This window comes from Burkholderia sp. MSMB1078WGS (genome assembly GCF_001528895.1).
GTDB lineage: Bacteria > Pseudomonadota > Gammaproteobacteria > Burkholderiales > Burkholderiaceae > Burkholderia.
Window position 1 is genome coordinate 1 of sequence record NZ_LPDI01000078.1, and the last position, 26,279, is coordinate 26,279.

General features: G+C 62.8%; 28 protein-coding genes and 1 pseudogene. 11 read left to right on the plus strand and 18 right to left on the minus strand.

Annotated features, from left to right (window positions below; all coding sequences use genetic code 11):
* Positions 1-642 (plus strand): hypothetical protein (locus WT24_RS35650; protein ID WP_060035310.1); only part of this gene is annotated, 642 nt, incomplete at its 5' end.
* A gap of 2 nt (positions 643-644) precedes the next feature.
* Here WT24_RS35650 and WT24_RS35655 read toward each other — a convergent pair.
* A pseudogene (locus WT24_RS35655) lies at positions 645-1,316 on the minus strand (ESPR-type extended signal peptide-containing protein); the annotation flags it as partial.
* Positions 1,317-1,414: 98 nt separating this feature from the next.
* Here WT24_RS35655 and WT24_RS33035 point away from each other — a divergent pair.
* Both WT24_RS33035 and WT24_RS33040 read left to right on the plus strand, forming a co-directional pair.
* Positions 1,415-2,065 carry an H-NS family nucleoid-associated regulatory protein gene (locus tag WT24_RS33035; RefSeq protein ID WP_082742215.1) on the plus strand — a complete coding sequence of 217 codons (651 nt, stop codon included), beginning with the start codon at positions 1,415-1,417 and terminating at the stop codon, positions 2,063-2,065.
* Between the two features lie 183 nt (positions 2,066-2,248).
* On the plus strand, positions 2,249-2,932 hold the full coding sequence (locus WT24_RS33040; protein WP_179949369.1) for a response regulator transcription factor: 684 nt from the start codon (positions 2,249-2,251) through the stop codon (positions 2,930-2,932).
* Between the two features lie 448 nt (positions 2,933-3,380).
* Here WT24_RS33040 and WT24_RS17975 read toward each other — a convergent pair whose 3' ends face one another.
* A complete protein-coding gene (locus WT24_RS17975) occupies positions 3,381-4,652 on the minus strand; it encodes an MFS transporter (protein WP_060035314.1) in 1,272 nt (423 codons plus the stop codon).
* A 237-nt stretch (positions 4,653-4,889) separates the two neighbouring features.
* Positions 4,890-5,822 carry an AraC family transcriptional regulator gene (locus WT24_RS33045; RefSeq protein WP_082742217.1) on the minus strand — a complete coding sequence of 311 codons (933 nt, stop codon included), beginning with the start codon at positions 5,820-5,822 and terminating at the stop codon, positions 4,890-4,892.
* An 808-nt stretch (positions 5,823-6,630) separates the two neighbouring features.
* On the opposite strand from WT24_RS33045, the gene WT24_RS17980 reads away from it, so the two are divergent.
* Entirely contained in the window at positions 6,631-7,473 is an 843-nt protein-coding gene (locus WT24_RS17980; protein ID WP_059499341.1) for a hypothetical protein, read from the plus strand.
* 119 nt (positions 7,474-7,592) lie between these two features.
* Here WT24_RS17980 and WT24_RS17985 read toward each other — a convergent pair whose 3' ends face one another.
* Complete coding sequence (locus WT24_RS17985; protein WP_060035316.1) at positions 7,593-8,855, minus strand: glycosyltransferase family 9 protein; 1,263 nt, start codon at positions 8,853-8,855, stop codon at positions 7,593-7,595.
* Between the two features lie 322 nt (positions 8,856-9,177).
* Here WT24_RS17985 and WT24_RS17990 point away from each other — a divergent pair, with 322 nt between their 5' ends.
* On the plus strand, positions 9,178-9,648 hold the full coding sequence (locus tag WT24_RS17990) for a hypothetical protein (protein ID WP_257127512.1): 471 nt from the start codon (positions 9,178-9,180) through the stop codon (positions 9,646-9,648).
* A gap of 538 nt (positions 9,649-10,186) precedes the next feature.
* Positions 10,187-11,371, plus strand: a complete 1,185-nt coding sequence (locus WT24_RS17995) for a porin (RefSeq protein WP_060035381.1) — start codon at positions 10,187-10,189, stop codon at positions 11,369-11,371.
* A gap of 124 nt (positions 11,372-11,495) precedes the next feature.
* Here WT24_RS17995 and WT24_RS18000 read toward each other — a convergent pair whose 3' ends face one another.
* The 9 genes from WT24_RS18000 to WT24_RS18040 form a co-directional block, all read right to left on the minus strand.
* Positions 11,496-12,383, minus strand: coding sequence for an ABC transporter permease (locus WT24_RS18000; RefSeq protein ID WP_059499338.1), 888 nt, complete (start codon positions 12,381-12,383; stop codon positions 11,496-11,498).
* Positions 12,380-13,369, minus strand: coding sequence for an ABC transporter ATP-binding protein (locus WT24_RS18005; RefSeq protein WP_059499337.1), 990 nt, complete (start codon positions 13,367-13,369; stop codon positions 12,380-12,382). The genes WT24_RS18000 and WT24_RS18005 overlap by 4 nt, the downstream gene beginning before the upstream one ends.
* Positions 13,370-13,436: 67 nt before the next feature.
* Positions 13,437-14,468: an ABC transporter substrate-binding protein gene (locus WT24_RS18010; RefSeq protein ID WP_059794265.1), complete on the minus strand. Its 1,032-nt coding sequence runs from the start codon at positions 14,466-14,468 to the stop codon at positions 13,437-13,439.
* Positions 14,469-14,516: 48 nt separating this feature from the next.
* Positions 14,517-15,443, minus strand: a complete 927-nt coding sequence (locus WT24_RS18015) for a TauD/TfdA family dioxygenase (protein ID WP_060035320.1) — start codon at positions 15,441-15,443, stop codon at positions 14,517-14,519.
* Positions 15,444-15,643: 200 nt separating this feature from the next.
* Complete coding sequence (locus WT24_RS18020; RefSeq protein ID WP_060035322.1) at positions 15,644-16,648, minus strand: SDR family oxidoreductase; 1,005 nt, start codon at positions 16,646-16,648, stop codon at positions 15,644-15,646.
* 57 nt (positions 16,649-16,705) lie between these two features.
* Positions 16,706-16,987, minus strand: a complete 282-nt coding sequence (locus tag WT24_RS18025) for a hypothetical protein (protein WP_060035324.1) — start codon at positions 16,985-16,987, stop codon at positions 16,706-16,708.
* A 120-nt stretch (positions 16,988-17,107) separates the two neighbouring features.
* Positions 17,108-17,380: a DUF2934 domain-containing protein gene (locus tag WT24_RS18030; RefSeq protein ID WP_179949370.1), complete on the minus strand. Its 273-nt coding sequence runs from the start codon at positions 17,378-17,380 to the stop codon at positions 17,108-17,110.
* Between the two features lie 26 nt (positions 17,381-17,406).
* Positions 17,407-17,832 carry a CBS domain-containing protein gene (locus WT24_RS18035; protein WP_059794252.1) on the minus strand — a complete coding sequence of 142 codons (426 nt, stop codon included), beginning with the start codon at positions 17,830-17,832 and terminating at the stop codon, positions 17,407-17,409.
* Positions 17,833-17,903: 71 nt separating this feature from the next.
* Positions 17,904-18,614, minus strand: coding sequence for an MgtC/SapB family protein (locus tag WT24_RS18040; protein ID WP_060035327.1), 711 nt, complete (start codon positions 18,612-18,614; stop codon positions 17,904-17,906).
* Between the two features lie 407 nt (positions 18,615-19,021).
* On the opposite strand from WT24_RS18040, the gene WT24_RS18045 reads away from it, so the two are divergent.
* Together WT24_RS18045 and WT24_RS18050 are read left to right on the plus strand one after the other, a co-directional pair.
* Positions 19,022-19,306 (plus strand): helix-turn-helix domain-containing protein, encoded by a 285-nt coding sequence (locus WT24_RS18045; RefSeq protein WP_059499329.1) that lies wholly within the window; start codon positions 19,022-19,024, stop codon positions 19,304-19,306.
* Positions 19,296-20,600, plus strand: coding sequence for a HipA domain-containing protein (locus tag WT24_RS18050; RefSeq protein WP_060035329.1), 1,305 nt, complete (start codon positions 19,296-19,298; stop codon positions 20,598-20,600). Before WT24_RS18045 ends, WT24_RS18050 begins: the two co-directional genes overlap by 11 nt.
* A gap of 64 nt (positions 20,601-20,664) precedes the next feature.
* Here the strand turns inward: WT24_RS18050 and WT24_RS18055 are convergent, their stop codons facing one another.
* On the minus strand, positions 20,665-21,630 hold the full coding sequence (locus WT24_RS18055; RefSeq protein WP_060035331.1) for an SDR family NAD(P)-dependent oxidoreductase: 966 nt from the start codon (positions 21,628-21,630) through the stop codon (positions 20,665-20,667).
* A 139-nt stretch (positions 21,631-21,769) separates the two neighbouring features.
* Between WT24_RS18055 and WT24_RS18060 the strand changes: the two genes are divergently transcribed.
* A complete protein-coding gene (locus WT24_RS18060) occupies positions 21,770-22,690 on the plus strand; it encodes an AraC family transcriptional regulator (RefSeq protein WP_060035333.1) in 921 nt (306 codons plus the stop codon).
* Between the two features lie 159 nt (positions 22,691-22,849).
* Here WT24_RS18060 and WT24_RS18065 read toward each other — a convergent pair whose 3' ends face one another.
* Positions 22,850-23,062 (minus strand): twin transmembrane helix small protein, encoded by a 213-nt coding sequence (locus WT24_RS18065; RefSeq protein ID WP_006489184.1) that lies wholly within the window; start codon positions 23,060-23,062, stop codon positions 22,850-22,852.
* Positions 23,059-23,409: a hypothetical protein gene (locus WT24_RS18070; protein WP_034209179.1), complete on the minus strand. Its 351-nt coding sequence runs from the start codon at positions 23,407-23,409 to the stop codon at positions 23,059-23,061. Before WT24_RS18070 ends, WT24_RS18065 begins: the two co-directional genes overlap by 4 nt.
* Before the next feature lie 240 nt (positions 23,410-23,649).
* On the opposite strand from WT24_RS18070, the gene WT24_RS18075 reads away from it, so the two are divergent.
* Together WT24_RS18075 and WT24_RS18080 are read left to right on the plus strand one after the other, a co-directional pair.
* Positions 23,650-24,408: a YoaK family protein gene (locus WT24_RS18075; RefSeq protein ID WP_059499325.1), complete on the plus strand. Its 759-nt coding sequence runs from the start codon at positions 23,650-23,652 to the stop codon at positions 24,406-24,408.
* A gap of 89 nt (positions 24,409-24,497) precedes the next feature.
* Positions 24,498-24,683 carry a ribbon-helix-helix protein, CopG family gene (locus WT24_RS18080; RefSeq protein WP_006489181.1) on the plus strand — a complete coding sequence of 62 codons (186 nt, stop codon included), beginning with the start codon at positions 24,498-24,500 and terminating at the stop codon, positions 24,681-24,683.
* Between the two features lie 57 nt (positions 24,684-24,740).
* Here WT24_RS18080 and WT24_RS18085 read toward each other — a convergent pair whose 3' ends face one another.
* Positions 24,741-25,577, minus strand: a complete 837-nt coding sequence (locus WT24_RS18085) for a spermidine synthase (protein WP_060035334.1) — start codon at positions 25,575-25,577, stop codon at positions 24,741-24,743.
* 65 nt (positions 25,578-25,642) lie between these two features.
* Positions 25,643-25,996, minus strand: a complete 354-nt coding sequence (locus WT24_RS18090; RefSeq protein WP_373557108.1) for a zinc ribbon domain-containing protein YjdM — start codon at positions 25,994-25,996, stop codon at positions 25,643-25,645.
* Positions 25,997-26,279: the final 283 nt, after the last annotated feature.

The following is a 26,279-nucleotide window of genomic DNA, read 5'->3' on the forward strand; positions in this document are numbered from 1 at the left end:
GCCGACGTCGACAGTGAAGTGACCGAGCTGTTCGTCGAGCTCAGGCCGGTCGAGAGCGACGTCACCCCGCTTTGCGCTGTGCTGATGCCCGTCGAGGCCGACGTCGACAGTGAAGTGACCGAGCTGTTCGTCGTGCTCAGGCTGGTCGAGAGCGACGTCACGCCGCTTTGCGCCGTGCTGATGCCCGTCGACGCCGACGTCGACAGTGAAGTGACCGAGCTGTTCGTCGTGCTCAGGCTGGTCGAGAGCGACGTCACGCCGCTTTGCGCCGTGCTGATGCCCGTCGACGCCGACGTCGACAGTGAAGTGACCGAGCTGTTCGTCGAGCTCAGGCCGGTCGAGAGCGACGTCACCCCACTTTGCGCCGTGCTGATGCCCGTCGACGCCGACGTCGACAGTGAAGTGACCGAGCTGTTCGTCGAGCTCAGGCCGGTCGAGAGCGACGTAACCCCGCTTTGCGCCGTGCTGATACCGGTCGACGCCGAGGACGACAGCGACGTGACCGAACTGTTGGTAGAACTTAGCCCTGTCGAGAGCGATGCAATTGCGCTACTTTGCGACCCAGAACTAGAATTGGCAACGACAGTAGACAAGCTGGAAACACGCGAATCGACGGCAGTGACAGCTAAGTTTGTTGAATAAAGTTGCGATCCGTTTACCGCATCCGTACTCGTTGACAGTAGCTGCCCCGCAGCGACATTGGTAATAGTTCTCTCAGAACCGGCGGAGCCCACGCTGACGGTCCCGATAGGACCAATTCCAGCGAAAACATAGGTCACACCGTTGATAGTCGCCCATCCAGTAGCGACCGCACCGCTCGATTTTGAGCCATTCCCTAAAGCCACGTCGTTAGTGCCTCCAGCCGTGGCGTAATAGCCGATCGCAGTCGCGCCCGCAGCCGCCGCGAGACTACCTGAACCGAGTGCCGTAGCGTTCTTTCCGGTCGCGCTTGCAAGGTGCCCCACCGCTACGGACTCAAAGCCGGTAGCAGTTGCATACGAGCCGACAGCTACCGCTGGGACGTAGGTTGCAGTTGGGCTCGAAACCGAATTCGCAAGAGCCCCTTGTCCGATGGCGATATCGCCGGCGCCCGTCGCAGTCGAGGTCGATCCGATCGCGATCGTGCCAGTTTGAGTTGCAATCCCGCCGTCGGCAGAATATTGCGCCAAAACCAATTGGGGACAAGCGACCAAAGCAACCGCGACCAACGCGGCGACACTTCGTTTGTTAGGTTTCCCACGAGCCGACTCATTTTCCGATGCCGCTACCCAGGCGCCGAGCGCCTCGTTCCAAATTGTCCTGTAACTCTTGTTCATTTTCGACCCACCCGAATCACGCAAAACGGTGCTATCACCATCCAGCTTTCACACCACACCGATCTCTGGATAAAGATCGGCAATCTGACGGTGGCCGAATGAATCTATTCCACCGATTAGCCGTGATTTTCCAATCCATCGTCATCACCAGGGCTGAACGTTTATCAACATTGCGCACCACTTCGGTGAAAAATTGCAAACTTTCGCAAAACAATCTCGCACTCGATCAATCGCCAAATAATTGGCGAGTGTCGTTTTCTCTGAACTTTTCAAAAATTTTTCACTTCCGCATCGATCACGAAAATTTCGAAAGCACGAGCGTGACATTCGTGACAATATTTCACGGAAGGCTACAAAAAGGTATTTCCAAGGATTTTTCCGGCATCAAGAACCGATGTAGCCCCCTTAGGCCAAGAGCAGCCACAACGCAATCCGATTTACCTTCCAGGGGAAAAATATTGGAAAAGTATCGAAAATATATTGAATTCAAAAATCGACTCGATCAAGAGCTCGAACTCGAGCGAAGGAAGGTGATTGATGAGGTGATTTCGGAGATCCGCGCCTGTATCGATTTGTTCAAACTCTCTGAGGTCGACATTTTTCCTCATAAACACGAACATCGACGAACAAGGAAACCGAAATACTACGACCCGGTCTCTGGCCAAACATGGTCGGGAGTAGGTCGTGAGCCGCTCTGGATTAGGAATGGAGATCGAAGCAAATACCTTATCAAACAAACCGATCTTTAGTAAGCTCGAATAACATAAATCCCGACACCCCTATAAATACTCGCCGGGCACCCAAGAAGTGCGAAGTCCATATGTGAATATAGGGGCATTCAATCGAAACATTCGATGGGACCCCACGTCGGATCTCACACTCCAGCACGTCTCATTCGCAGACGGCATTCGACCATTTATCGGCAGTTAGATATGAAGATATTGTTATTGGATAGCAACCAAGCGCACCGCGATTACGTGATTGCCCTTGAGAAATCCAAAGAAAATGACGTGACTTTCGCAATCAATGGCGCTCAAGCGTTGAATATTCTTCGCCGAGCCATGTTTGACCTCATTATTCTCGACTTGTCATCTCCACATATTTCTGGAATAGATGTACTTCGATGGATTCGCAACAATCTTGGCAATAAAATTCCGGTTGTTATTTTTTCGAGCAAATCTACAGATTATTCTCCAGTAGAAGCATTAAACGCCGGCGCAGACGACTGTATCAAAATGCCTGTAAGCACAAGTGAGTTTATCGCAAGAGTGAATGCCGTCTCTAGGCGCGCGATCGCCCGAGAAGATTATGACGGAACGATTTCAGTCGGTGCGTACGTTGTTCCGCGGGGAGGGCAAAATATCTTCGTCGACGGGCAAGCTGTGAAAGTAACCAGAATGGAGTTCGACATTATTGCCGCACTTTTTAGAAATATCGGACACACGGTTCCGCGCGAGCACTTTATTACTTCTTTGTGGGGAAGCAGGGTCGATATATCCTCACGTTCGCTCGACACTCATGTGTATCGCGCCAAAAGTAAACTTCGATTAAATGGTTCTCACGGATTTCTCTTGCGGTCAATATACAATCTCGGCTACCGCCTTGAAAGGGTCTGAAAAAATGACCAAGTCATTGTAGGTGGCCCGCGATCTCATGAGCGGTGTCTGACGAAGAGATTCAATGACGTGTCCGTTCTATTGCTGTATTTCTGGTTTAGCAGCAGCGTCTCAAACACCGTGCAACCTCGTCAAGGAAAACGCTCGTTAGGAGTATTCGGATCACTCCGCGGTTGCCCACGGTTCTCGGATCCGCAGTGTACTCAAAATCTCTTTCATGGAAAGCGAGGGATATGGTGGAAAGCAACGTCCACCACACTCTCTGAAAATAAGGACCCACCCAAGACGATCCGGCAAGCGTCGGCCGCCGACTGTCGATGCCCTATTCCGTCAGCTGCGGCCAATGAGGCTGTTTGCCGGCAAAAAAGCTTGCAGACCGACAGCTTCCGATAGATGGCGGCCGTTGGATGGCGAGCAGTCTCCGGGTTCAGGCACGCAGAACGTCTCCTTACCAAACGAGGATATTGTCAAACGTTCGAGTGCCTCTCAACAAGACGATAAGCAACGCCGCACCGATGAGGTCATATGCGCCAAATGCGGCAAAGAAAATCCCATAGCCCAGTTTGTCGGCTGCTAAACCCAATAGTAGAGAAAATCCGAGACCTCCCAAGGAGGCGAACATCCCTATCATGCCAGCCGCTGTACCCACTTCGCCAGGTTCAAAGAGATCTGTAGACAAGGTATTTAGAAGAACAGAAATCATTTGATGAGCAAATCCTCCGACGCAGAATAATGCGATTGCTTGATAGGGAGAAGCCGTCAATCCAATGCAAGCCGGCCCCAGCATCAGAACTGCCCCAAGGGCAACGCCGACGACACGCGATGCGACTAAGGATATGTGGAAGCGCTCGGTCACGAAGGGAGAAAGATACCCACCAAACAGACCACCCAAATCAGCAGCCAGGAACGGCAACCAGGCGAACATTGCAATCTGCCTCAAGTCCATGTGCCGTTCTGTTGCAAGATAAAGCGGTACCCAGAAGATTAGCGTTTGCCAGACCGGTTCAGCGAAGAAACGTGCTTGGGCTATTGCCCAGAAACCACGCTCTCTAAGAATTTTTCCCACGTGGCGGATCTTGTCGTTTGGTTCGCTCGTGATTTGTAGGTATCCGTTTCCACTTTTAGCTCGTACCCGAATCATACCAATGTACCGTGCCGGGGAGCGGTAGGCGAGATACCAAATTACTGACCATACAAAGCCAAGGCCGCCCGTAATCGCGAACGCACTTTGCCAGCCGTACTGGCGCACCAGGAAAATGACGACTGGTGGGGCGAATAGGGACCCGAGCGACGTTCCAGCATTAAAGTAGCCGACTGCCACCGATTTTTCTCGATGCGGAAACCATTCGGAAACAATCTTCATGCCAGCTGGAATCGCAACAGCGTCTGCGGCTCCCTTTACAGCGCGTAGCGCCGCCAATGAAAGCCATCCGCCCGCGAATCCATGCAGTACACCAGAGAACGAGGATATGCAAATAAAAATGGCTACCCCCGCCCGCAGACCGATAGAGTCAAGGATCAGTCCACATACCGGCTGCATCACCAAGTAGCCAACCTGAAACGCGCCCACTACATACGAATATTCTCGTGTACTAAGGTCGAGCACGGACTTTAGTTCAGGCGCCATCACCCCTAATGCGTTGCGAGACAGATAATCGATGATTGTGCCGAGACACCCCAGAACCACGATCCACCAACGCATGCCTGATGGTTGACTCATAATATTTTTGGATGCAATTGTAACAGCAGTTGGCGGCTCGACGACACAGTAGCCTCTAAACCAATATTCCCCAATCAACAAAGTTGGCGTCACGAACAACCTATCGAATACCACTCAGAAAAATCAAATTCCATGGCGCACAAATACCCCGCTGAATATCGGTTAGCACCGGTACGGGAAATTGATCACATAATGCACAGGCGACGCAAATCGCGGACAACGATTGCCGAATTAACGTCAATCAACCACCATTTCTTGATTGAATCGATTCCGCTTGATTAATTCTGATGGCCTAACCTTCCACCGTCGCTTAAAGGAAGTTGAAAAATGGCTCATGTTGTTAAACCCGCATGACAAAGCGACATCGGTTACGCTAATATTTCCTTGAAGCAACATGTTCTTTGCCTGTTCAAGGCGCGCCTCCATTACATATTGATGCGGGGGAAGACCAGTATACTTAGAAAACAAGCTAACGAATCCATACAGATTTGATTCGAAGCCGGCGGCGTTTGCGATCTCCCGTACACGGAGCGTTGTATCAAGTCCGGAGTGAATGAACTCCAGGGCCCTGTCCATGATCGCATCTACGCGAGTCATGTCGCACTCCCACGTGGTATTCCTCGCCAACGCAGTGAAACGATAAAGCGCCGAGAGTGCTAGCCATTCGGAATGCTCGATTCCGGCTGGGGTACCAGACAACGCGTCCTGTGCGATCTCCTCCAGGAGTTGCACTAGTACGCGATCGTGGATCCCTGCATACCATCCATGCAGCGGGATTGGCCCTGGGCCGGTTACGCCCTGAAGCCAGTCTACGTTGATGACGAGGTGGGTCTGATCGAGGCTCGTTCCCCATCGGTAATTCAACGCTGCATTGGGCGGACCATATGCCACACTGCCATCTGAAGCGTCCACATATTGCCACCGCCCGAAACGGTTTAGGCTCTCGACTTGCTTGTGAGGCTTTCGATACAAGCAGAGGAGAAGATTGGACTCGAACCTCAAATCCCGAACTTCGCCTTCTTCGCCAATGTGATAGCGATGCACCTGCATTCCGTCCCAGGGCGATGCTATCGGTCCAATTTTCCATGCATCCGGCAGGTCCGTCAGAACCCGCCCCTCAGCCGGGGAATTGTCGAAAGGCGGCGACTGCCCCACCGAATTATTGCTCATGGTCTGTGACGTTTGGCGTACAAAGTCAAGGTAATTGGACCATATTTTGGACACAACTGCGAGATGATCATTTTGTATGACGAAAATTTAGCCAGCCTCAGCGCCCAATGCACCTAATGCAAAACGCTAAGAGCGTTCAGTAGAGCAAGAGGCTTCCGTACAACCTCTCTGGCCAAGGATTGGCCAACATTCTTGTCCATCTCCAACAGGTGAATGGCAATGCTTCGTCTGCACGACAAACGTCCCACATTGCTTGCGCACGCCCGGACAGCAGTTTTGGCCACTTCGGAGCAACAACCCTTAAAATTCCCCTACTTAGCGTTCGTCGGAGGCGATCAAGATTGCTTCCATCGCGCACTAACCGACGGCCTGTCCATCGCTCGAATTGCGCAATTGCTCAGCGATTGCACCCATACCATTCGGAATTACGTCGCGGACCACGCGCCAATTCCGTGGCATCGCATCGAGCTGCTTCGACTGCTCGCACGCAAAGTCGATGCACCGCCGGTCCGTGCTGTAGCCGCATCGACGACGACCGAACAACCGGCCGTGGTCGCGAACATCGAGACGGACCCCGCCCCCCCCCGGCGCTCTGCCCGACGAGATGCTCGCATGGGTCGGCGTTCACGTCGCATTTCCTCTCCAGCCAACACCGCATTTCGTGATATTCCCGATCCGGGAAGCCGGCTTCCTGAACTGAACGAACCGACAACGCGTTATATTCTGGCCCCAGGGCAGGACCACTCCGGAGCCTCCCGCCATCGCCACCCTTCCCTACGCGCTTCTTCACCCCGAGAGAACGATAAAAATGGACCACGCGCAATATTTCAACCAAAGCTCGATCCAGGCCGCGAATCTTCGCCTGCACTACCTATCGCAGTTGCTGCGCGAGCAGACGGGCTCGATCGTCCAGTACGGCATCCTGCGCGGGTTTCCGATCGGTTTCAGTCATTGGGCGGAAGTCGCGGTCGGCGGCTATCTGCTCGGCACCTACGAGATCGCCGTTTGCGCGATCCTGGAAGCGCTCGGGTCGCCTGAAAAGGTGCTGGTCGATCTCGGGGCCGCCGACGGCATTTTCGGCATCGGCCTGGTCAGGAACAACGTCTTTGCGCGCAGCCTGTGTTTCGAGATGGACGAGCAACGCCGCCACGCGATCCAGCACCGCGCCGCGGAAATGGGGCTGGCGGACCGCGTCGCCGTCTACGGCAAGGCCGATCGCAACCTGCCCGCGATCCTGTCGGAGCACGGCGGGGAGCCGGCCGGACGGGTCATCCTGTGCGATATCGAAGGCGCCGAGTTCGACCTGTTCGACGACGCGCTGCTGGAGCAGCTCTCCGGCAGCCACGTCATCGTCGAAATCCACGACTTCCTGCTTGCCGACCCTGAGCAAGCCGCTCGCGCATTCGATGAATTGAGTCAGCGCGCGAGCAAGTACTTCAACGTGTACGAGATCCGCGACGGGCTGCGGGACATTCGCAACATCCCGTTGCTGCGACACTGGTCGGACTGGGACGCATGGCTGATGTGCGTCGAGGCACGCTACCGCATGATGCGGTGGCTCTGGCTCGAGCCGAAAAGCCAGCCGCGGCGCTCCGATCACGACATCGATCGTCTGATCCTCGACTACCAGCGCCGAATTTTCGCCGTGTGACGGACGCGCGCGGCGTGTAACCGCCGCGCGCGGCCGGCAACGTCACGATCGGGCGCATCCGGGCGAATCGCCGCCCGTTCGAACGAATGCGCGCTGACGATGGATGTGGACGGTAGCGCCTACCCGATTGCATCGTCGCCGGACAACGCCTGCGCCATCTCCGATATCGGCCTGCTCCAGTCACCCAATGTCGCTTGCCGATACAACTGCATCGACCTGTACCACGGCGTGTCTCGATGGCAGTTGGACCAACGCTCGTCGCACGCCGCCGACAGCAGTACCCACACTGGCCGTCCGAGCGCGCCGGCGAGGTGGGCAGGCCCCGTATCCACCGTGATCAACAAATCGAGCGAATCGAGGATCACGGCCGTGTCTCCGAGATCGCTCAGCTCGTCACTGATGACGCCAATGCCATGTTTATCGAGCACCGCATATTCGTCGTCGGTGATCTTGCCGAACTGCAGCGCATGGAAGCGGCTCTGGGGCGCACCGAACAACGGCGTAAGTTGCGCCAGCGAGATCGATCGATAGGGTTCATGGCGCACCGAGGTACCGCTACGCCAGATCAGGCCAATTTCGCGAACGCCGTGGCGTCGATTTTTGAAAATGTCGGCAACCCGCGCCGTCATTTCCCGTCCGGCCGGTGCCTGCAAGTATGAATCGGTGTAGCTGGGAAAGTATGGCGTCGCCTGATAGCGCACGAAGAGGTCGAAGGTACAGATGACGCAATCACTTTGGTCGATCGCACTGCGGGCATCTTCTACGACGGTGATCCAATCCCATGCGGAAAATATCGCCGCCAGTGTGTTCGGCGCCTGCAACACGACAGCCTGTGCCCCTTCGTCCCGCAAGAGATGCAAATACCGAGAAAACATGATCACGTCGCCCAGTCCCCCCTCCTGAACGACGAGGACACGCTTTCCCGCGACCGATTCGTCGAATCGCAGAAGCTTGCCGACGATTTTTTCGTACTCGACGGTATCGCTCCGATAGATATTGGAAACGATAGCGGCTCGGCTCCAGGTATCGCGTAGCCGTCGGCTCAGGGCGTGGGCCTCGCGAAAACGACCTTGAGCGTATTGCGAGATCGCGAGTTCGACCTGCACGATTCTGAGATCAGGCTCATGATCGAGTTCGGTGATGGCTCGAGCCAATAGCGTTTCGGCCTGCGAAAAAAGGCCGAGATAGTTCATGTCGATGCCGATCTGCGCGCGAAAGAATGGCTCTTCAATGCGATCCGCGAGCTCCTTCACCAGTCGAATCGCTTCCTCCGCGTGGCCCGACAACCTGAGCGCGCGGCCCAGCGCGAGGCCGGTGCTCGCGGACTTCTCGCGAAGGTAGGCGTTGTATGCAACGTCGAGCGCGAATTGATCGCTTGTCAATTTATCCCCGCATGGAATTCCGGTGATTCGGTTTCTATATACGATCGAGTTTTATTTTGGGCGCCGTCGACACGACGACGTATCGCGTTCGCCATTTCCGGTATCCGCCACCGCCACGCGATTCCCCAGTATCGGCAGCTTGCGGTCGCAGGCTGCGGGAAATATACCGCTTGCGCGCGCGACCTCAATCCGCGAACGCGACAGGAAGATGGCCGGCCGTCGGAGGCATACCGCTACGACGCCGCGGCCACTTGCCGAACCTTACACTTTGCCCGCGCGACATAAAAGCCCTCCGCCCGGGAACATTTGTCAAATAACTTGAATGACCGACAATGGGCCGACGATTTCCCTTAACATCCGCCGTCATGTCGGCTCACGTCGAACACGGTCGACCGACCGTCGGGCATCGGCTATCGATCGTTCTATTGGACGCCCACCCGGCACCGATTTCATCCGCACCCCAGGACCGATCATGTTCCAGACTCCAGGAGATTCCTTCGTCAACGGTTCGTTGCTGGGCCTGTGCGTCGAGGTGCCGATTGCCGTGCTGGTTTCGCTGGCCATGCACGGTGTCGACTGGAACGGCCCGCGCGTCGCGATGCTCGTCGCCACGCCCGTGCTGATCGCGTGCGTTGCGCTGCTGCCCCGTCCGGTCGCATTCAGCACGGTATGGAAGCACAAGCGCTCGCCTTTCGAGCTCGACGACAATCTCCGCGCCTCGATCTATGGCCGGCTCTGCGGGATCGCGCTCGGCGTGGTGTTCGGCATCATGGTCGCGACGACGTTCTCCTGATCCGGTCGCCCGAACCTTCCGGCGAAACCCGCATCGCCATTGGTCGGCAAGCGCTTCCCGTTTCCTTGCATCACCCCGCCGCAACCGGCGGATCGAACGACGTATCCCACAACGGCGCGACACGGGCCGGGCCGTTCAACACGCCGATGCGGGCAAACAGGCCCGCTCCCGCCCTACCAACGTTTCGCGGAATCGATATGCGAACGTGCGTAGCGCATCGGTCGGCCCTCGCCTAGCGAGGCGTTGCGTAAACGCATCGTCATGCGAACGACGGGTATTGCGCACATCGAACGATTTCATCGATCGATATGACCGCACACGTGCATTTTCGACACGCAACGTTCGCGGTCCGCGCGATGCGTTCGCCACAGCAGGCGTGCCGGACGCGATCATGGCGCACATGCCGGGCCGACGGCAACGCACATTACAAATCGGCCGCGCAGCGATTTACAAACCACGGATCGGCCGTTCGTCGGCGCGTTCGTCGTCAATAGCATCGTGATCCTCACAAACGTATCGATAACGACAGAGGATGATCATGATCAAAAAAACGGTGGCGCTGGGTTTGGTTTCGATCGGGTCGGTCAGCGCGCATGCGCAGAGTTCGGTGACGTTGTACGGCGTGGTCGACGCCGGCATCGCGTATACGAACAACCAGGGCGGCGCGAGCAACATCCAGCAGACGAGCGGCAAGCTGAGCGGCAGCCGCTGGGGCCTGAAAGGCGCGGAGGATCTCGGCGGCGGCCTGCAGGCGATCTTCACGCTGGAAAGCGGGTTCCGGCCGAGCGACGGCGGGCTCGGCCAGGGCGGCCGCCTGTTCGGCCGGTCCGCGTACGTGGGGCTCGGCAAGAAAGGCCTCGGCACGCTGACGTTCGGCCGTCAGTACGAGCCGATCACCGATCTCGTCGCGCAGTACTCGGGGGCCGGTTTCTGGTCGCCGGCCACGCACGTGGGCGACAACGACAACATGAACCAGAGCTTCCGGCTGAACAACGCGGTGAAGTTCCGCAGCGACACGATCGCCGGCTTCACGGCCGACCTGCTCTATGCATTCAGCAACCAGGCCAATGGCGGCGCGGGCACCGGATTCTCGAACAACAACGCGTGGGGCGCATCGGCGAACTACGTGAACGGCCCGCTGTCGATCGGCGGCGGCTATGTGCGATTCAACCATCCGAATACGACGTCGAATACGAGCGGCGCGGTGGGCGGCGCGACCTCGAGCACCGGCAACGACTACAGCGGCGCGTTCTTCTACGGGCTGAACGGCGGCGTACTGAAGCAGCAGATCGGCGCGGTGGGCGCGAACTACGCGCTCGGCCGTACGACGCTCGGCTTCGCATGGAGCCACACTCAGCTCGACTATCTCGACGGCTCGTCGCGCAAGCTCAACAACTACGACTTGAACGCACGCTACCAGATCACGCCGGCGGCCACGCTGATCGGCGTCTACACGTTTACCGACGGGCGCGCGAGCGGCTTGCCGGGCACGAGCGGCCAGACGCTGAAGCCGCGCTGGCACCAGTTCACGCTCGGGTTCGACTATGCGTTGTCGAAGCGCACCGATATCTATGTGTCGGGTATCTACCAGCTCGCAGCCGGCGATGCGAGCACCTCGACGCCGGGCGGCTATCGCAAGATCGCGGCGATCTCGAACATCGGCAGCGCGTCGTCGACGAACCGCCAGCTTGCGTTCGTCAGCGGGCTGCGCGTGAAGTTCTGACGGCACCTGCATCGGGCGCGGCGCGACAAGCGGCATCCGTAGCGTATCGGGACGCCCCGGCGCATGTGAAAAGCCGCTTTCGGCCTACGTCATGCATGCGCCGGGATCGATCGCGCCAGGCCCGTCAGTGCTGGATGCCCCAGCGCCGCACGGTCGCGCGTTCGAGCGTATCGAACACGAGGTTCTCGATCAGCAGCCCGATCACGATGACGGCCGCGAGGCCCGCGAACACGCGATCCGTATACAGCTCGTTGCGATTCTGGAAGATATACCAGCCGAGGCCGCCCTGCCCGGCGCTCGCGCCGAACACGAGTTCGGCCGCGATCAGCGTGCGCCATGCGAAGGCCCAGCCGACGCGCAAGCCGGACAGGATCGACGGCAGCGCGGCCGGCACGAGGATCAGCGCGATCTGGCGCAGCCCCGTGAGCCCGTAGTTGCGCCCCGCCATTTTCAGCGTGGCGGGCACGCCGGCAAAGCCGGTATACATGCTGAGCGCGAGCGGCCACAGCACCGCATGCACGAGCACGAACAGCAGGCTGCCGGTGCCGAGCCCGAACCACAGCAGCGCGATCGGCAGCAACGCGATCGACGGCAGCGGATTGAACATCGACGTGAGCATCGTGAGCAGATCGCGGCCGATGCGCGTGGATACCGCAAGCGACGTCAGCGCGAACGCCAGCAGCACGCCCAGCGCATAGCCGCGCAGCAGCACCGACATCGAGATGCCGGTCTTGACCAGCAGTTCGCCGGACTCGATGCCTTGCACGAACGCGGCCAGCGTTGCGCCGAAAGTCGGGACGAGCAGATCGTTCGCGACGATGCGCGCGACGATCTCCCATGCGGCGATCAGCACGAGCGCGATGACGCTGCGGCGAAACCACGCGGCGGCGCCGATGCGGCGCATGAGCGGCGCCGGCGCCGCGCGCTCGGCGTCGGGCAGCGCGTCGAGCGTGCGCGTGTATTCGGCGCGCACGGGCGGCAGCGGCGGCAGGAGGGGATCGAGCGTACTCACGATGCGGCGTCCTCCGTCGTCGGTGCGTGGGGTGCGTCGGTGTCGAACAGGAGGCGATGGATCCGCGCGACGTTGTCGCGGAAGTCGCCGGTGTCGACGTCGTCGAGCGAATGCTCGTGACTGTTGAGCTCGGCGCGCACGCGGCCCGGATGCGGCGACAGCAGCAGAATCCGGTTGCCGACCACGAGCGCCTCCTCGATCGAATGCGTGACGAACAGCAGCGTGAAGCGGAATTCGTCCCACAGTCGCAGCAGTTCCTCCTGCATCTTGCGGCGCGTCAGCGCGTCGAGCGCGGCGAACGGTTCGTCCATCAGCAGCACGCGTGGCTGCATCGCCAGCGCCCGGGCAATCGCGACACGCTGTTTCATGCCGCCCGACAGCGTATGCGGATAGGCGTCGGCAAACGTGCCGAGGCCAACCTTGTCGAGATAGTGCAGCGCGCGTTCGCGCGCTTCGGCACGCGACAGCTTCGCGGCGGCGCGCAACGGAAACGCGACGTTCTCGACGACCGTCTTCCACGGCGGCAACTGGTCGAACTCCTGGAACACGACGATGCGGTCCGGCCCCGGCCCGCGTACCGGCCGGCCGTCGAGCGCGATCGAACCCGAGACGGGCTCGATGAAGCCGGCGATCGCCTTCAGCAGCGTCGACTTCCCGCACCCCGACGGGCCGAGCAGCACGAAGCGGTCACTGCCGTACACGTCGAAGCTCACCCGATGCGTCGCGCGAACGATCCGCGCGCCGCTGCGGTATTCGAGGCTGACCTCGTCGATGGCGAGCAGGCGTTCGCTGTGCGTGCCGGCGGGCGCGGCGTTCGCTGCGGGCCGGCCGGCGGCACGTATGTCGGGCGCGGCGGATGCGGCCGGCGACGCGCCGTCACGCGCCGCATAGGGCGGCAACCAGGTTCGGGGAGAAGTGGCGTTCACGATCGAATCTCTTGCGGGCAAAGCATCAACATACGGCCGGGCGTCGTGCGGACCAACCATCGATTGTGCATATCGAAACCGCGCCGACGCATAAGCGTCGATCGCGGCGTCGCAGCATCGGCGCCGCTCAACTGCCGCCCGCCGTCGCGGGATCGTCGAAGAAGTAGTCGCGCCACGACTTCGGTTCGTTGCGGATCGCACCGGTGCGATGCATGAACTGCGCGAGCGGCAGCGTATTCTGCGGCGCGGTCTTGAACTGCACCTGCGGATTGCGCAGGATCTTCAGCAGCAGCGCGCGATCGATCTTCGACGCGTTCACGCGAATATAGGTATCGGCCGCCCGCTCCGGATCGGCCGCGATCTGCCGGGCTGCATCGGCCAGCGCGGCGACGAACGCGCGGTAGGTCTTCGGGTTGTCGTCGCGGAATTTCTCGGTCGCGTACAGCACCGTCGCGGAGCTCGGGCCACCGAGCACGTCATACGAATTCAGCACGATGTGCGCGTTCGGGTTGCCGGCGAGTTCCTGCTCCTGGAACGGCGGATTGCCGAAGTGACCGGTGATCACGTTGCTGTTCGCGAGAATCGCGGCCGTCGCGTCGGGATGCGGAATCGCCTGCGTGAGTGCGTCGAGCTTGTCGAACTGCTTGTCGCCCCACTGCTTCGCGGCCGCGTACTGCAGCACGCGTGACTGCACCGACACGCCGACCGCCGGCACCGCGATCCGGTCCTTCGCGCTCAGGTCGGCGATCGTCTTCACGTTCGGGTTGCTGCTCACGAGGTAATACGGAAAATTGCCGAGCGACGCGACGCCCTTCACGTTCTGCCGGCCGCGCGTGCGGTCCCACACGGTCAAGAGCGGGCCGACGCCCGCGCCCGCGACGTCCACCGCGCCGGACAACAGCGCGTCGTTCACGGCCGCGCCGCCCGACAGCCGCACCCAGTCGACCTTGATGTCGAGGCCCGCCTTGCGCCCCTCCTTCTCGATCAATTGCTGGTCGCGCGCGACGTTCAGCATCAGGTAGACGACGCCGAACTGCTCGGCGATGCGGATGCGGCCCTCTGCGTGCGCAGCTTGCGGGATCGCCGCGCCCGCGAAAGCGAGCGCGGCGGTGAGTGTGGCCGCCAGCGCGCGACGCGCCGGCAAAAACGAAAACGACATCGGAACTCCGGTCAGGAAGGGGCGAAAATGAACGACGCGGCGCGCGGCTCAGAAAGGCGCGTCGCCTTCGATCGTCGTGCGGTACAGCTTGCGGCGCAGGTGGTCGGGCGTGCCGGCGGCGAGATGCATCAGCGAACGGTTGTCCCAGAACACCAGGTCGTGGTCGCGCCATGCGTGTCGATACAGGTGCTCGGCGCGCACGCTGTGCGCGAACAATTCGTCGAGCAGCGCGCGGCTTTCGTCGTCGGGCAACCCGACGATGCGCGTCGTGAAATGCTCGCTGACGAACAGCGCCTTGCGGCCGGTTTCCGGATGCGTGCGCACGACCGGATGAACGACCGCCGCGACCTGCGCGATCTGCTCGGGCGACAGGTTGGGCCGCCACGGGCTGCGCGCCTGCAATTCCGCATAGCGCGCCAGATACGTATGCTCCGCGCGCCGCCCTTCGACCGCGCGGCGCAGATGGGCCGGCAGCGTGTCCCATGCGAGATGCATGTTCGCGAACAGCGTGTCGCCGCCTTCCGCCGGCAGCTCCTGCGCGTGCAGCAGCGAGCCGAGGCTCGGCTTTTCCTTGTACGACAGGTCGGAATGCCAGAAATGGCCGGCGTCGCCGAGCCCGATCGGTTTACCGTTCTCGACGATGTTCGACACGATCAGCACTTCCGGGTGGCCGGCCAGCGCGAACTGGTGCAGCACGTGAATCTGCAGCGGGCCGAAGCGGCGGCTGAACGCGATGTGCTCGTCCGGCGTGATGCGCTGATCGCGAAATACCAGCACGTGGTGATCGAGATGCGCACGATGGATGCGCGCGAAATCGTCGGCACCGAGCGGTTTTGACAGGTCGAGGCCGATCACTTCGGCGCCGAGCGGCGCGTCGAACGGCACGATGTCGAAGTGCTGCGCCACGCCGTCCGGCCGCAAGGCGGGATGCCCGGTGGAAAGCGTTGCGGCGTCGCGGAGGGCGGTAGTCGTCACGGCACGGCTCCTGATTCGGTCAAAACGCGAATCTACGAGGGCGTGCCGGCGGGCGTCAACGAAGCGATTCGGATACGTTTATCTGCTGCGGTGATAAAGATCGCTGCTCGCGCATACGGCGCCGATTCGGGCGGAATCGGCGATCGGCGTCGATGGCGGGAGGTTCCGGCCGCGTCCGACCGCGTCGCGCCGCCAGCCAACTAAGGTTGCCCGGCGCCACCCGACGCGCCATAGATCTGCCCGGTCACATAGCTTGCGCGCGACGACAGCAGCTCGACATAGATCGACGCGATCTCGGCCGGTTGTCCCGGCCGCCCCATCGGCACCTGTTCGCCGAACGTCTCCACGTTGTGCGTCGTCTGTCCGCCGCTGACCTGCAACGGCGTCCAGAACGGCCCCGGCGCGACGCCGTTCACGCGGATGCCGCGCTTGATCATCTGCTTCGCGAGCCCCTTCGTGAAATTTGCGATCGCCGCTTTCGTCATCGCGTAGTCCAGCAGATTCGCGGACGGGTCGTACGCATTGACCGACGTCGTATTGACGATCGCCGAACCGGGCGGCATGTGCGCAATCGCGGCCCGCGTGATCCAGAACATCGCGTAAAGGTTGGTGCGCAGCGTCCAGTCGAACTGCTCCGTGCTGATGTCGAGGATCGATTCGTGGCTCTGCTGGCGAGCCGCGTTGTTCACGAGGATGTCGAGCCCGCCGAGCGCGGCGACCGCCCGCTCGACGAGCCCGTTGCATGCGCCTTCGCTGCGGATGTCGACCGGCAGCGGCACCGCCTTGCGTCCCGCGCTGCGGATGAGGTCCACGACTTCGCGCGCATCGGGCTCCTCGTCGGGCAGATAGACGATCGCGACGTCCGCGCCTTCTCGTGCACAGGCGATCGCTACCGCGCGGCCGATGCCCGAGTCGCCGCCGGTGATCAGCGCCTTGCGGCCGTCGAGCCGGCCGCTGCCGCGATAGGTGCGCTCGCCGTGATCGGGACGCGGCGTCATGCGGCCCGCAAGGCCCGGCCACGGCTGGTGCTGCTGCGGAAACGGCGCATGCGGGTAGAGCGTGCGCGGATCGCGCGGCGCCGTATCGCCGGCGTCGGGCGGGCCGCCCGTTTGCGCGATCGTCGGCAGCGCGACGCTGGCGACCAGTCCGGCCGTCGTGCCCTGCACCCATTTGCGACGGGATTCGGAAACTTCGTCTGATGACATGATGGACTCCGGTGCGTGGATGGCGGAACGGAACGGGCGATTCGGGCGGCGGCGCCGCTACAGCGGTCGCGGCCGGTTGCCCGAATCGTCGGGCGCGTCGTGCTCGTCCGGCCACGGCTTGCCAGCCGGATCGCGCGCCTCGGTCTGGCGCGGATCGTCCGGCACGACCTGGCGCGCCTGATCGTCCGGAATCGTGTCCAGCTCGCCGCCGCCGGGTGCATGGCCGGAGCGCGCGGTCGATGCGCGGCCGGGTGTCGGCTTGCGCCGGTCCGGCGCGCCGGCCGCCTCGCGTGCCGGGTCGGGCGACGCGGGGTTCTTTCGTCGAGTGTCCTGGGTCATGACTATCTCCCTGTTCGGATGGTGTCGGGCCGACCACGCGCGGGGCGGACGGGATCCGTAATCGCACGTGGTCCGCCTGCGTCGTCCCGCGGCTGCCGCCGGGTCGCGGCCGGACACGTTTCACCGCCGGCGCCGCCTTTCGTGCGCGACCTCGCCGGTCGGCACCGCGTCGACGTCCTGCAGCGGCTCGCCGGGGATGCGGCGCTTCGCGGACTGATCGGCCGGCAAATCCTCCGTCTGCCCGGCGCGCCCGTCCACGCTGCTGCCGCCTTCCGCATCGAGTTGCTGCTCGGCCCGCCGCCAGTATTCGTCGGCGCTGCCGTCCGGCGCGCCATCCGCCTGCCACAGCCGGTATGCGCGCTCGCGGATCTGCGTTTCCCTGTCTTCGTTCATGCCGTTCTCCGTGTCTGCCATGGCGATCACCGATCCGGGCGCGACGGCGCCGACACCGCGCCGAGCGTCGACGACATTCCGCCGTCCGCGGCGGTAGCGAGATCGCCCAGCGCGACGATGCCGACCAGCCGCTTCTGTCGGTCGACCACCGGCACGCGGCGAATCTGCGCGTCTTCCATCTTCTTTTGCACCGCCGAAACGTCGTCGTCCTCGTAACACCAGTTCGCGGGTCCGCTGACGACGCCCTCGACCGCCTCGTCCGGCGGCACGCCCATCGACACCGCGCGCACGACGATGTCGCGGTCCGTCAGCATGCCGATCAGCCGTGTGCCGTCGCACACGGGCAGCGCGCCGACGTTCAGGTCGTTCATCAGCCTGGCCGCATCGCGCAGGCTCTGCGTCGGGCCGATGGTCGCGGCATCGCGCGTCATCACTTCCGATACACGTGTCATGTTTCGCTCCTTGGAAAGCCGCCCACGGCGGCCTGCTGCACGAGCATCGCGCGTTCCGGCCGTCGCGCGGGTCAGTTCTCCGCCGAGCAGCGGACCGACGTGAGGCCGGCCGATTCGAGGATCCGCATCAGTTGCTTCAGCATCACGTCGTCGTCGGCCGCTTCGCGCCACTGCACAAACATCTCCTCCTCGCGCGCCGCGCATGCAGTCGTTTCGCGAAAACTCCTCGTTCGGCACGTGAAACCCGCGTCGCGCAATTTCCCGCCCAGTTGGTTGCGCGCGGCCGACCCCAGCGGATATTCGACCGTGACCAGCGCGGTCCTGGTGCGCCGCAAGCGCTGCTCGACGAACCGCAGCGGCCAGACGACCAGCAGCGCCAGCACCAGCCCGAGCGCACCGAGCGACAACTGGCCGCCGCCGATGCACAGCCCGATGACCGTCACGAACCACAGCGTCGCGGCGGTCGTGACGCCGGACACGAGGCCGTCGCGATGAAGAATCGCGCCGCCGCCGATGAAGCCCATCCCGGTCAGGATGCCGAGCGGCAGCCGCATCAGGTCGAGCACCGAGAACGCGCCCTCCGGTTTGCCCGCTTGCAGCAACAGCGCATTGACCTGCAGCATCGACAAGCACGCGGCGAGGCAGACGAGGATCGTCGTGCGCAGTCCGGCCGTCTTGCCGGATTCGCTGCGATCGATGCCGATCAGCCCGCCCGCGACGAGCGCCAGCAGGATCCTGACGAGAACGTCGTGCCACTGCAGTACGACCGGCATCGGTTCCATGCGCGCCTCCCCATGCGAATCGTCATGTGCCGGGGCGCGAACGCCGCCGACGACGCTGAACCGAGCAAGGACCGGGCCCGCGTTCGGGGTATGGCGGCGCGTGTAGCGAGTCGGACGGAATTGTAGAAAGGGGCGTTCCGCGCGAGAGCGGCGAACGGCTGCCGTCGGCGTTGGCCCGCGCTTTGCGACGACCGGACAAAATGCGTTCGATAGATCGCTTTCCGTATCCGAGCGGATACGGACATTCTCTTCGCAATCATTTCACGACATTCGGTTCCCGATCGGGTACGAAACGACGCCCCGGGCGTCGCGACTACTTTTTCGTTCCCGCACGAATACGAAGTGGTGCCCGCGCCCGCGAGTTATGCAATACTGTTCCCGATCAGATACGAAGCACGGAGAACGTCATGTCGGAGTCCCGGTCCGTCGACACGATCGGCGCGCTCGCCCACCTCATTCGCGCGACGCGGATCCAGCAGGGATTCACGCGGGACGAGCTCGCGAACGCGACCGGGCTGTCGCCAAAATTCATCAGCCAGGTGGAAGCCGGCAAGCCGACCGCGCAAATCGGCAAGGTCATGCTGTTGCTCGGCGAACTGGGGGTGCGGCTGTATGCCGAATCGTCGATCGAGATTTCCGAAGCCACCGCGCTGAAGGCCGCGCAACGCCGCAGGAGCAGCCATGGCGGCTAGAACGCTGATCGCGTCCGCGAACGGCGTGCGCATGGGCACGCTGACCGACGACAAAGGCATCTGGTCGTTCGCGTACGACGCGAACTGGCTCGCGTCGCCCGCCGCGTATCCGCTGTCGCCGGCGTTCCCGCTTCGCGCCGGCGTCTTCACCGACACGTCGACCGATCGCCCGGTTCAGTGGTTCTTCGACAACCTGCTGCCGGAGGAAGGCATGCGTACGTCGCTCGCGCGCGAGGCGAAGGTCGATGCGGCCGACGCGTGGGGCCTGCTCGCGTACTTCGGCCGCGAATCGGCCGGCGCGCTGACGCTGCTGGCCGACGGCGAGCACGAAGCGGCCGGCGGCCTGCAACCGCTGCCGCTCGACGAGCTCGAGCGCCGGATTCAGGCGATGCCCGAGCGCGCGCTGACGGCCACCGCACCCAAGCGCATGTCGGCGGCCGGCGCGCAGCAAAAGCTCCTGCTGGTGCTGCGCGGCGATGCGCCCGACTACGCGCTGTTCGAGCCGGTCGGCAGCGAGCCGTCGATGCACCTGCTCAAACCCGACATGCGCGCGGCCGGCTATCCGCATTCGGCGATCAACGAGTTCTTCTGCATGCAGCTCGCGAAGAAGATGGGGCTCGACGTGCCCGACGTTCATTTCCTGCGCGCGCCGTCCGCCTGCTACGTGATCGACCGGTTCGACCGCGACGTCACGTCCGAACCGGCCGGGCGCGTGCATACGATCGACGCGATGCAACTGCTGAACTACGACCGCGGTTTCAAATACCAGCGGGCCAATGCGCAGGAGCTTGCCCGTGCGATCGACCGCACCAGCACGCGCGCGCTGACACGCCTGTCGGTGTTCCGCTGGACCGTGTTCAACGTAGTGGCCGGCAACGCCGACGCGCACCTGAAGAACCTGTCGTTCTTCGTCGACGCGCGCGGCTACCGGCTCGCGCCGTTCTACGACATCGTCAGCACGGTCGCGTATCACACGCCGACGCACCGCCCCGGCCATCGGGGCGATCACTGGCCGCACTGCGAGCTGACGATGCCGCTCGGGCATGCGACGCGGTTTGCCGATATCGACGTGGAGGCGCTGGTCGCGTTCGGTCAGGCGCTCGGGCTCAGGGAGAAAGCGGCCGCCACTGAATTGCAGCGTTTTCTCGAACCGCTCGATCGTCACGTCGAGCAAACGCTCGATGAAGTGCGGAACGTCGCGCATCCGGACGCCGGGGAAATGCGGTTGCTGAATTCGATCGTTGCCATGCCGATCGCGGAGATGGGGCGCGTGCTGCGGCAGACGCGCGGATAGGCTGCCACGCGCGGGCGTCGTGCCGCCCCCGATACCCGCGCGGCGCCCGGCGAATGTCGGGGCGTCAGCGGCGCGCCGCAAAAGCATCGACACCCGTCGCTGCCGCGGACCACGCCCACAGCCGCGACGCCTCCTCCGGATCGATCGCATGCGGCCGCACGCCCGATTCCTCGTTGCCGCGCGTCACCGCCGCAACGTCGCAATCCTCGCAATAGACGCCGCCGAGATCGGCGATGCGCGGCGACGTCGCCGCCCATACCTGGGTTGCCGCCCCCTGCGCAGGCGTCTTGAACGTCGGATCGACCGGCACGCCGTGCTCGTCGACCCAGCCCTGCGCCATCATTTCTTCTCGCGTCAGATGACGCTGCAGCGGCGTCGCGATCTTGCCGGGATGCAGCGAATACGCTCGGACACCGAACGGCGCCCCAAGCACGTCGAGCTGCACCGCGAACAAGGCGTTGGCGGTTTTCGACTGCGCGTACGCCAGCCACTTGTCGTAACCGCGCGCGAACTCGATATCGTCCCAGCGGATCGGCGACAGCCGGTGCCCGAGCGACGACACCGCAATCACGCGCGCGCCGTCGCCGTGCGTCAGCACAGGCCACAGCCGGTTGACGAGCGCGTAGTGACCGAGGTGGTTGACGGCCATCTGCGCTTCCCGACCGTCGCCGACGCGCGTCTCGGGGCACGCCATGATGCCTGCGCTGTTGATGACGATATGCACGTTGCGCCGCGCGTCGACGAACCGCGCGGCGAATGCGGCCACGCTCGCGGCGTCGGCGAGTTCGAGCGGCGCGATCTCCACGCCGGCGATGCCGCGGGTCGCTTCGCGCGCGGCCGCGATGCTCCGTGCGCCGACGACGACGTGCGCGCCGGCTTGCGCCAGGGCACGCGTGGTTTCGAGGCCAAGGCCCGAATGGCCGCCCGTGACGACGGCGGTCTTGCCGTGCAGGTCGACGCCGGCCAGGACGTCGCTCGCCGTCGAGGCGGCGTCGAATCCGGAATGAAGAGGGTGCTGCCTGCTCGTCATTGAAGGCTCCAGGAATGGTGCGCGAAGCACGCGGCCGCCCATCGGCCGCGTCACCGCACGAGATCATTCTCCGGCCGTACAACCGGACTGTGAATGCAATAGAATCCGGTTTTTCGTCGAGATCGTCCGGGGGCTGTGCGTGGACCCGCTATCGGAAGTGCTGTCGCTGCTGGAGACGCGCGACTCGTTTTTCACCGGCTTGCGGGCCGGCGGCCCGTGGGCGGTCGACCTTCCCCCACCCGACGGGATCAAGTTCAATGCGGTGGTCGAAGGCAGTTGCTGGCTGACCGTCGACGGTGCGGGACCGCCCGTCCGGCTGCGCGCGGGCGACTGCTTCCTGCTCGCCGCGCCGCGGGCGTTTTCGCTGGCGAGCGATCCGTCGGTCGCGCCGATCCCGGCCGCCGACATGTACCGGCATGTCGAACGCGGTATCGCGCACTATGGCGAACCGGCCGACTGCTTTCTGATCGGCGGCCGCTTCGCGTACGAGGAAGGCATGCCGCTGCTGCTCGGCAACCTGCCGCCCGTGGTGATCGTGAGCGGCGATTCCGAATCGGCAGCGGTGTTGCGCTGGTCGCTACAGCAGCTCGCGCGGGAATTCGACGCGTCGTCGCCGGGCGGGTCGCTGATGGTTCGGCATCTCGGCCACATGATGCTCGTACAGATTCTGCGGCGCTATGTGGACGCCGGCGCGAACGGCGATGTCGGGTGGCTTGCCGGGTTCGCGGATTCGCGGGTCAGCGCGGCGCTGGCCGCGATTCACGCCGCGCCCGAGCGACGCTGGACCGTCGACGCCCTGGCGGCCTGCTGCCACGTGTCGCGTTCCACGTTCGCGCTGCATTTCAAGCGGCGGCTCGGGTTCGGGCCGCTCGAATACGTGCTGCGGTGGCGGATACAGATGGCGATGCGCGAACTGCGCCGCTCGAACGCGCCGGTATCGACGATCGCGCAGCGGCTCGGCTACGACTCGGATAGCGCGTTCGGTCATGCGTTCAAGCGCATCGTGGGTTGTTCGCCGCGCGCATATCGTCACGGCGTGACGAGCGAGTCGGGCAGCTAGCGTCGTTACCGCACCCCGGGCATGCGAGTTTGCGATTCCATCGACGCCACGCATTCGCATCGCGACTATCGGGATAAGTATTCTTATCACAATAGCTTCATTATCCGATCAAACCAGCGTTTGCGAAAACGCCCCGCCTGCGGCGAGGCGTCCACCGGTTCACCGCCCGATCGGCAATCCGGTCGGTTCGATCCAGCCGAGCTTGTATGCGATCAGCAGCGACAGAAACAGCGTGACCGACAACCCGACGCGCGCGGCGAGCGACCACGCCATCCGCTTGGACTTGCCGCGATCGTGATTCATGAAGTACAGCGCGAAGATCAGGCTCGCGATGATCATCGCGAATGCCACAGAGACCAGCAGGGTTTTCATTGCCGTTGCCTTTGAAGTTCCGAATCGGCCCGAATCAGTTCGGCCAGTTTGTGCCGCTCGTCGGCGACGCCGCCGACGCCCGATGCCGGCCAGTCCAGCGCGACGCCGTTGCCGAGCGAATCGCGCACGAGTGCCTGATAGCGCCGGTCGTTGATCGTGCCGTGCGCCATCGTGTCCGAGATCTCGCGCCGGAACGGCAGCGGGAAACTCGCGTACGCGCGCGACAGCGCCGCGTATTGTCTCGCATCGATCTCTTTCGACGATGGTATGACAGTCCAGATCACCACGGCGACGATGGCCGTGAACGGAATCGCCGTGTAGCGAAGGATGAACTTGATCGGGGTCATGAAGCGGTGAGCAGAAGTGATCGCAAGCGCGCGCCGCGCAGCGGCGAAACGGCCAGCCAGCGGCACTTTGCATCATTGTACTGAAAGCACCATCCAGCCAACAGAGTATGATAATGACATTACCATGTTGATCACATGATTCGATGGCCCGGCATCCGCTGCGGGCGGTGTGCCCGTCACGCCGCCCGCAGCGGTTTTCCGCCCGTACCCGCGAACCCGCGACGATTGAGCGAAGCCCTTATGCCAGCGCAGTACTTCCGAAACCTGACGGGAAAACACCGCAGTGCGACCGCGAACCGCCAGCTCGGGTTTTCGCTCGCGTTCGTTGCCGGCGCGGCCAATGCCGGCGGTTTTCTCGCGGTCAAGCAGTACACGTCGCACATGAGCGGGATCGTGTCGGCGATCGCCGACCAGACGGCGCTCGGCGACGTGCGGTTCGCGCTCGCCGGCATCAGCTCGCTCGGGTCGTTCCTGATCGGCGCCAGTTGCTCGGCAATCCTCGTCAACTGGGGGCGCCGCCGCGGGCTGCACAGCCAGTTCATGCTGCCGCTGCTGGTCGAAGCCGCACTGCTGTTGCTGTTCGGGCTGCTCGGCAGCCATCTCGCGCTGTGGGAAACCTTCTTCGTGCCGGTGACCGTGACGCTGCTGTGCTTCATCATGGGGCTGCAGAACGCGACGATCACGAAGCTGTCGGGCGCGGAAATCCGCACGACGCACGTGACGGGCATCGTGACCGACCTCGGCATCGAACTCGGGAAGCTGTTCTACTGGAACCGCTCCGCCATCGACGTCGACGCGCACGCGGTGATCGCCAACCGTTCGAAACTGAGGATTCACGCGACGATGCTCGCGTCGTTCTTCGTCGGCGGCCTCGCCGGCGCCATCGGTTTCAAGCACGTGGGCTACGTATCGACCGTGCCGCTCGCGGCGATGCTCGTCACGCTCGCGATCGTGCCGGTGATCGACGACCTGCTCGCGCTGCTGCGCAGCCGACGCTGATCGTGCGCTACGGGCGGTGCTTGCGCACGGTAACGCCGAAAGCGGATCGATTATAATTTGATTAACATATCGACCACCCTCGCCCCGTCATGGAAACGAAAACCGCCCGCCTGACCGTCCTGATCGATCCCGCGAAGAAGGAAGCCTTCGAGATGCTCTGCGCGGAGCAGGATCTTACGCCATCGCAAGTCGTGCGGCAGTTGATCCGCGAATATCTCGACCGGCACGGCGTCACGTACAAGACCCGCAGCGCGATCGGCAAGCGCGTGAAGTAAGCGCGACCGCAAAGGCGCGCGCCGCCGCTCAGTGCCCCCAGGTATCCGCAACGATCGTTACGTGCCGATCTCCCAGCGTTCGTGCGACTGCGCGCGCCTGACCAGCCGGCGTGGATCGATGCCCTCGCCGTGCTTCATGCGCCTCGCGGTGGCCGCCAGCTTCAGCTCGCCGGCCTGCGGGCAGGCGAGCGCCCGCTCCAGCAGGATACGCAACGACGGCAGCCGGCTGCCGTCCTTCCATGCGAATGCAACGAAGTTGTTGTCGTCGCCGCACGGCGCCAGCGCATACGACGAACCGAATACCGCTCGCAGTTGCTCGAGGTGTTGCGGCAATGCCGGATCGTCGTCCATGAAGTTGATCGCGAGCACCCCGGATTCGCTCAGGCGCGCGCGGCACGCATCGAGGAAGGTGCGACCCGTACAGCGGCCGCGCATACCGTCGGCGACGAACGCATCGTGCAGGATCACGTCCGTGCGGACGTCCGCCCGTTCCAGATGATCCGCACCGTCCGCGCATACCACGCGAAAGCGCGCATCGTCGGCAGGAATCCTGAACACGTTGCGCAGCGCGATCACGTCCGGATTGATCTCGACCGCGTCGATCGCCGTGCCGGGCAGGTGGCGATAGCAGTACTTCGCGAGCGAACCGCCGCCGAGCCCGAGCATGCAGATGTGTGCGGGCTCGGCCTGCAGCAGCAGGAAACCCATCATCACGCGCGTATAACCGAGCGTCAGCTGCACCGGATCGCGCAGCGACATGAAGCTTTGGGTGCCGAAATGATCGAAGTGCAGCGAGAGCGCGTGCTGCGTCTTCAGCACGAACGGCCGGCCGTCGTTCAGCGGCGTCGCCAGGAACCTGACGAACGCGTCGTAGGAAGTTCGATCCTCGGCCATGCGCGGGTACTCGGCTGAAAACGCGGCGGATGAAAACGCGGATGCAACGGTCGCTAACCGCGCGCTCAGACCTTCTTCAGGTAGCACGCCTTCAGCATGAAGCCGCCCATGTCGGTCTTGCAATCGACTTCGTGATCGCCGCCGACGAGCCGGATGCTCTTGACCTTGGTGCCCATCTTCAGCGTGATCGACGAACCCTTCACGCGCAGATCCTTGATCAGCACCACCGAATCGCCGTCCGACAGCACGTTGCCGTTCGCGTCCTTGACGACGTCGCCTGCCGGTTCGTCGCCGGCCTCGGCGCCGGCGTCGGCCGACCATTCATGGCCGCAGTCCGCGCACACGGTCAGCGCGCCGTCAGGGTAAGTGTTTTCCATCGCGCATTGCGGGCAGGCGGGGGCGTTCATTGCGGTTTCCATTCGGGGAGGCATTCGGGTCGATCGACGATGCCGGGCGAGCAGATTGCGCGCCCGGAGGTGCGGCGACTCGCCCGCGGCAGGACCGCAGGCCGGCATCGGCGCACACGGCATTATAATGCAATTCACATGATCGGGCCGATGCATTATAATCGTCCACTTTCGACAATCCGCGAATTTGAACGCACCTTTGCAGCCGATGTCGGCAGGTTCGCGCCGAATGACGCATGCAATCCGCCCGGCCGGCGCCTCGCAATCCTGCGGGAAATCTGCGCGCCGGCCGCCC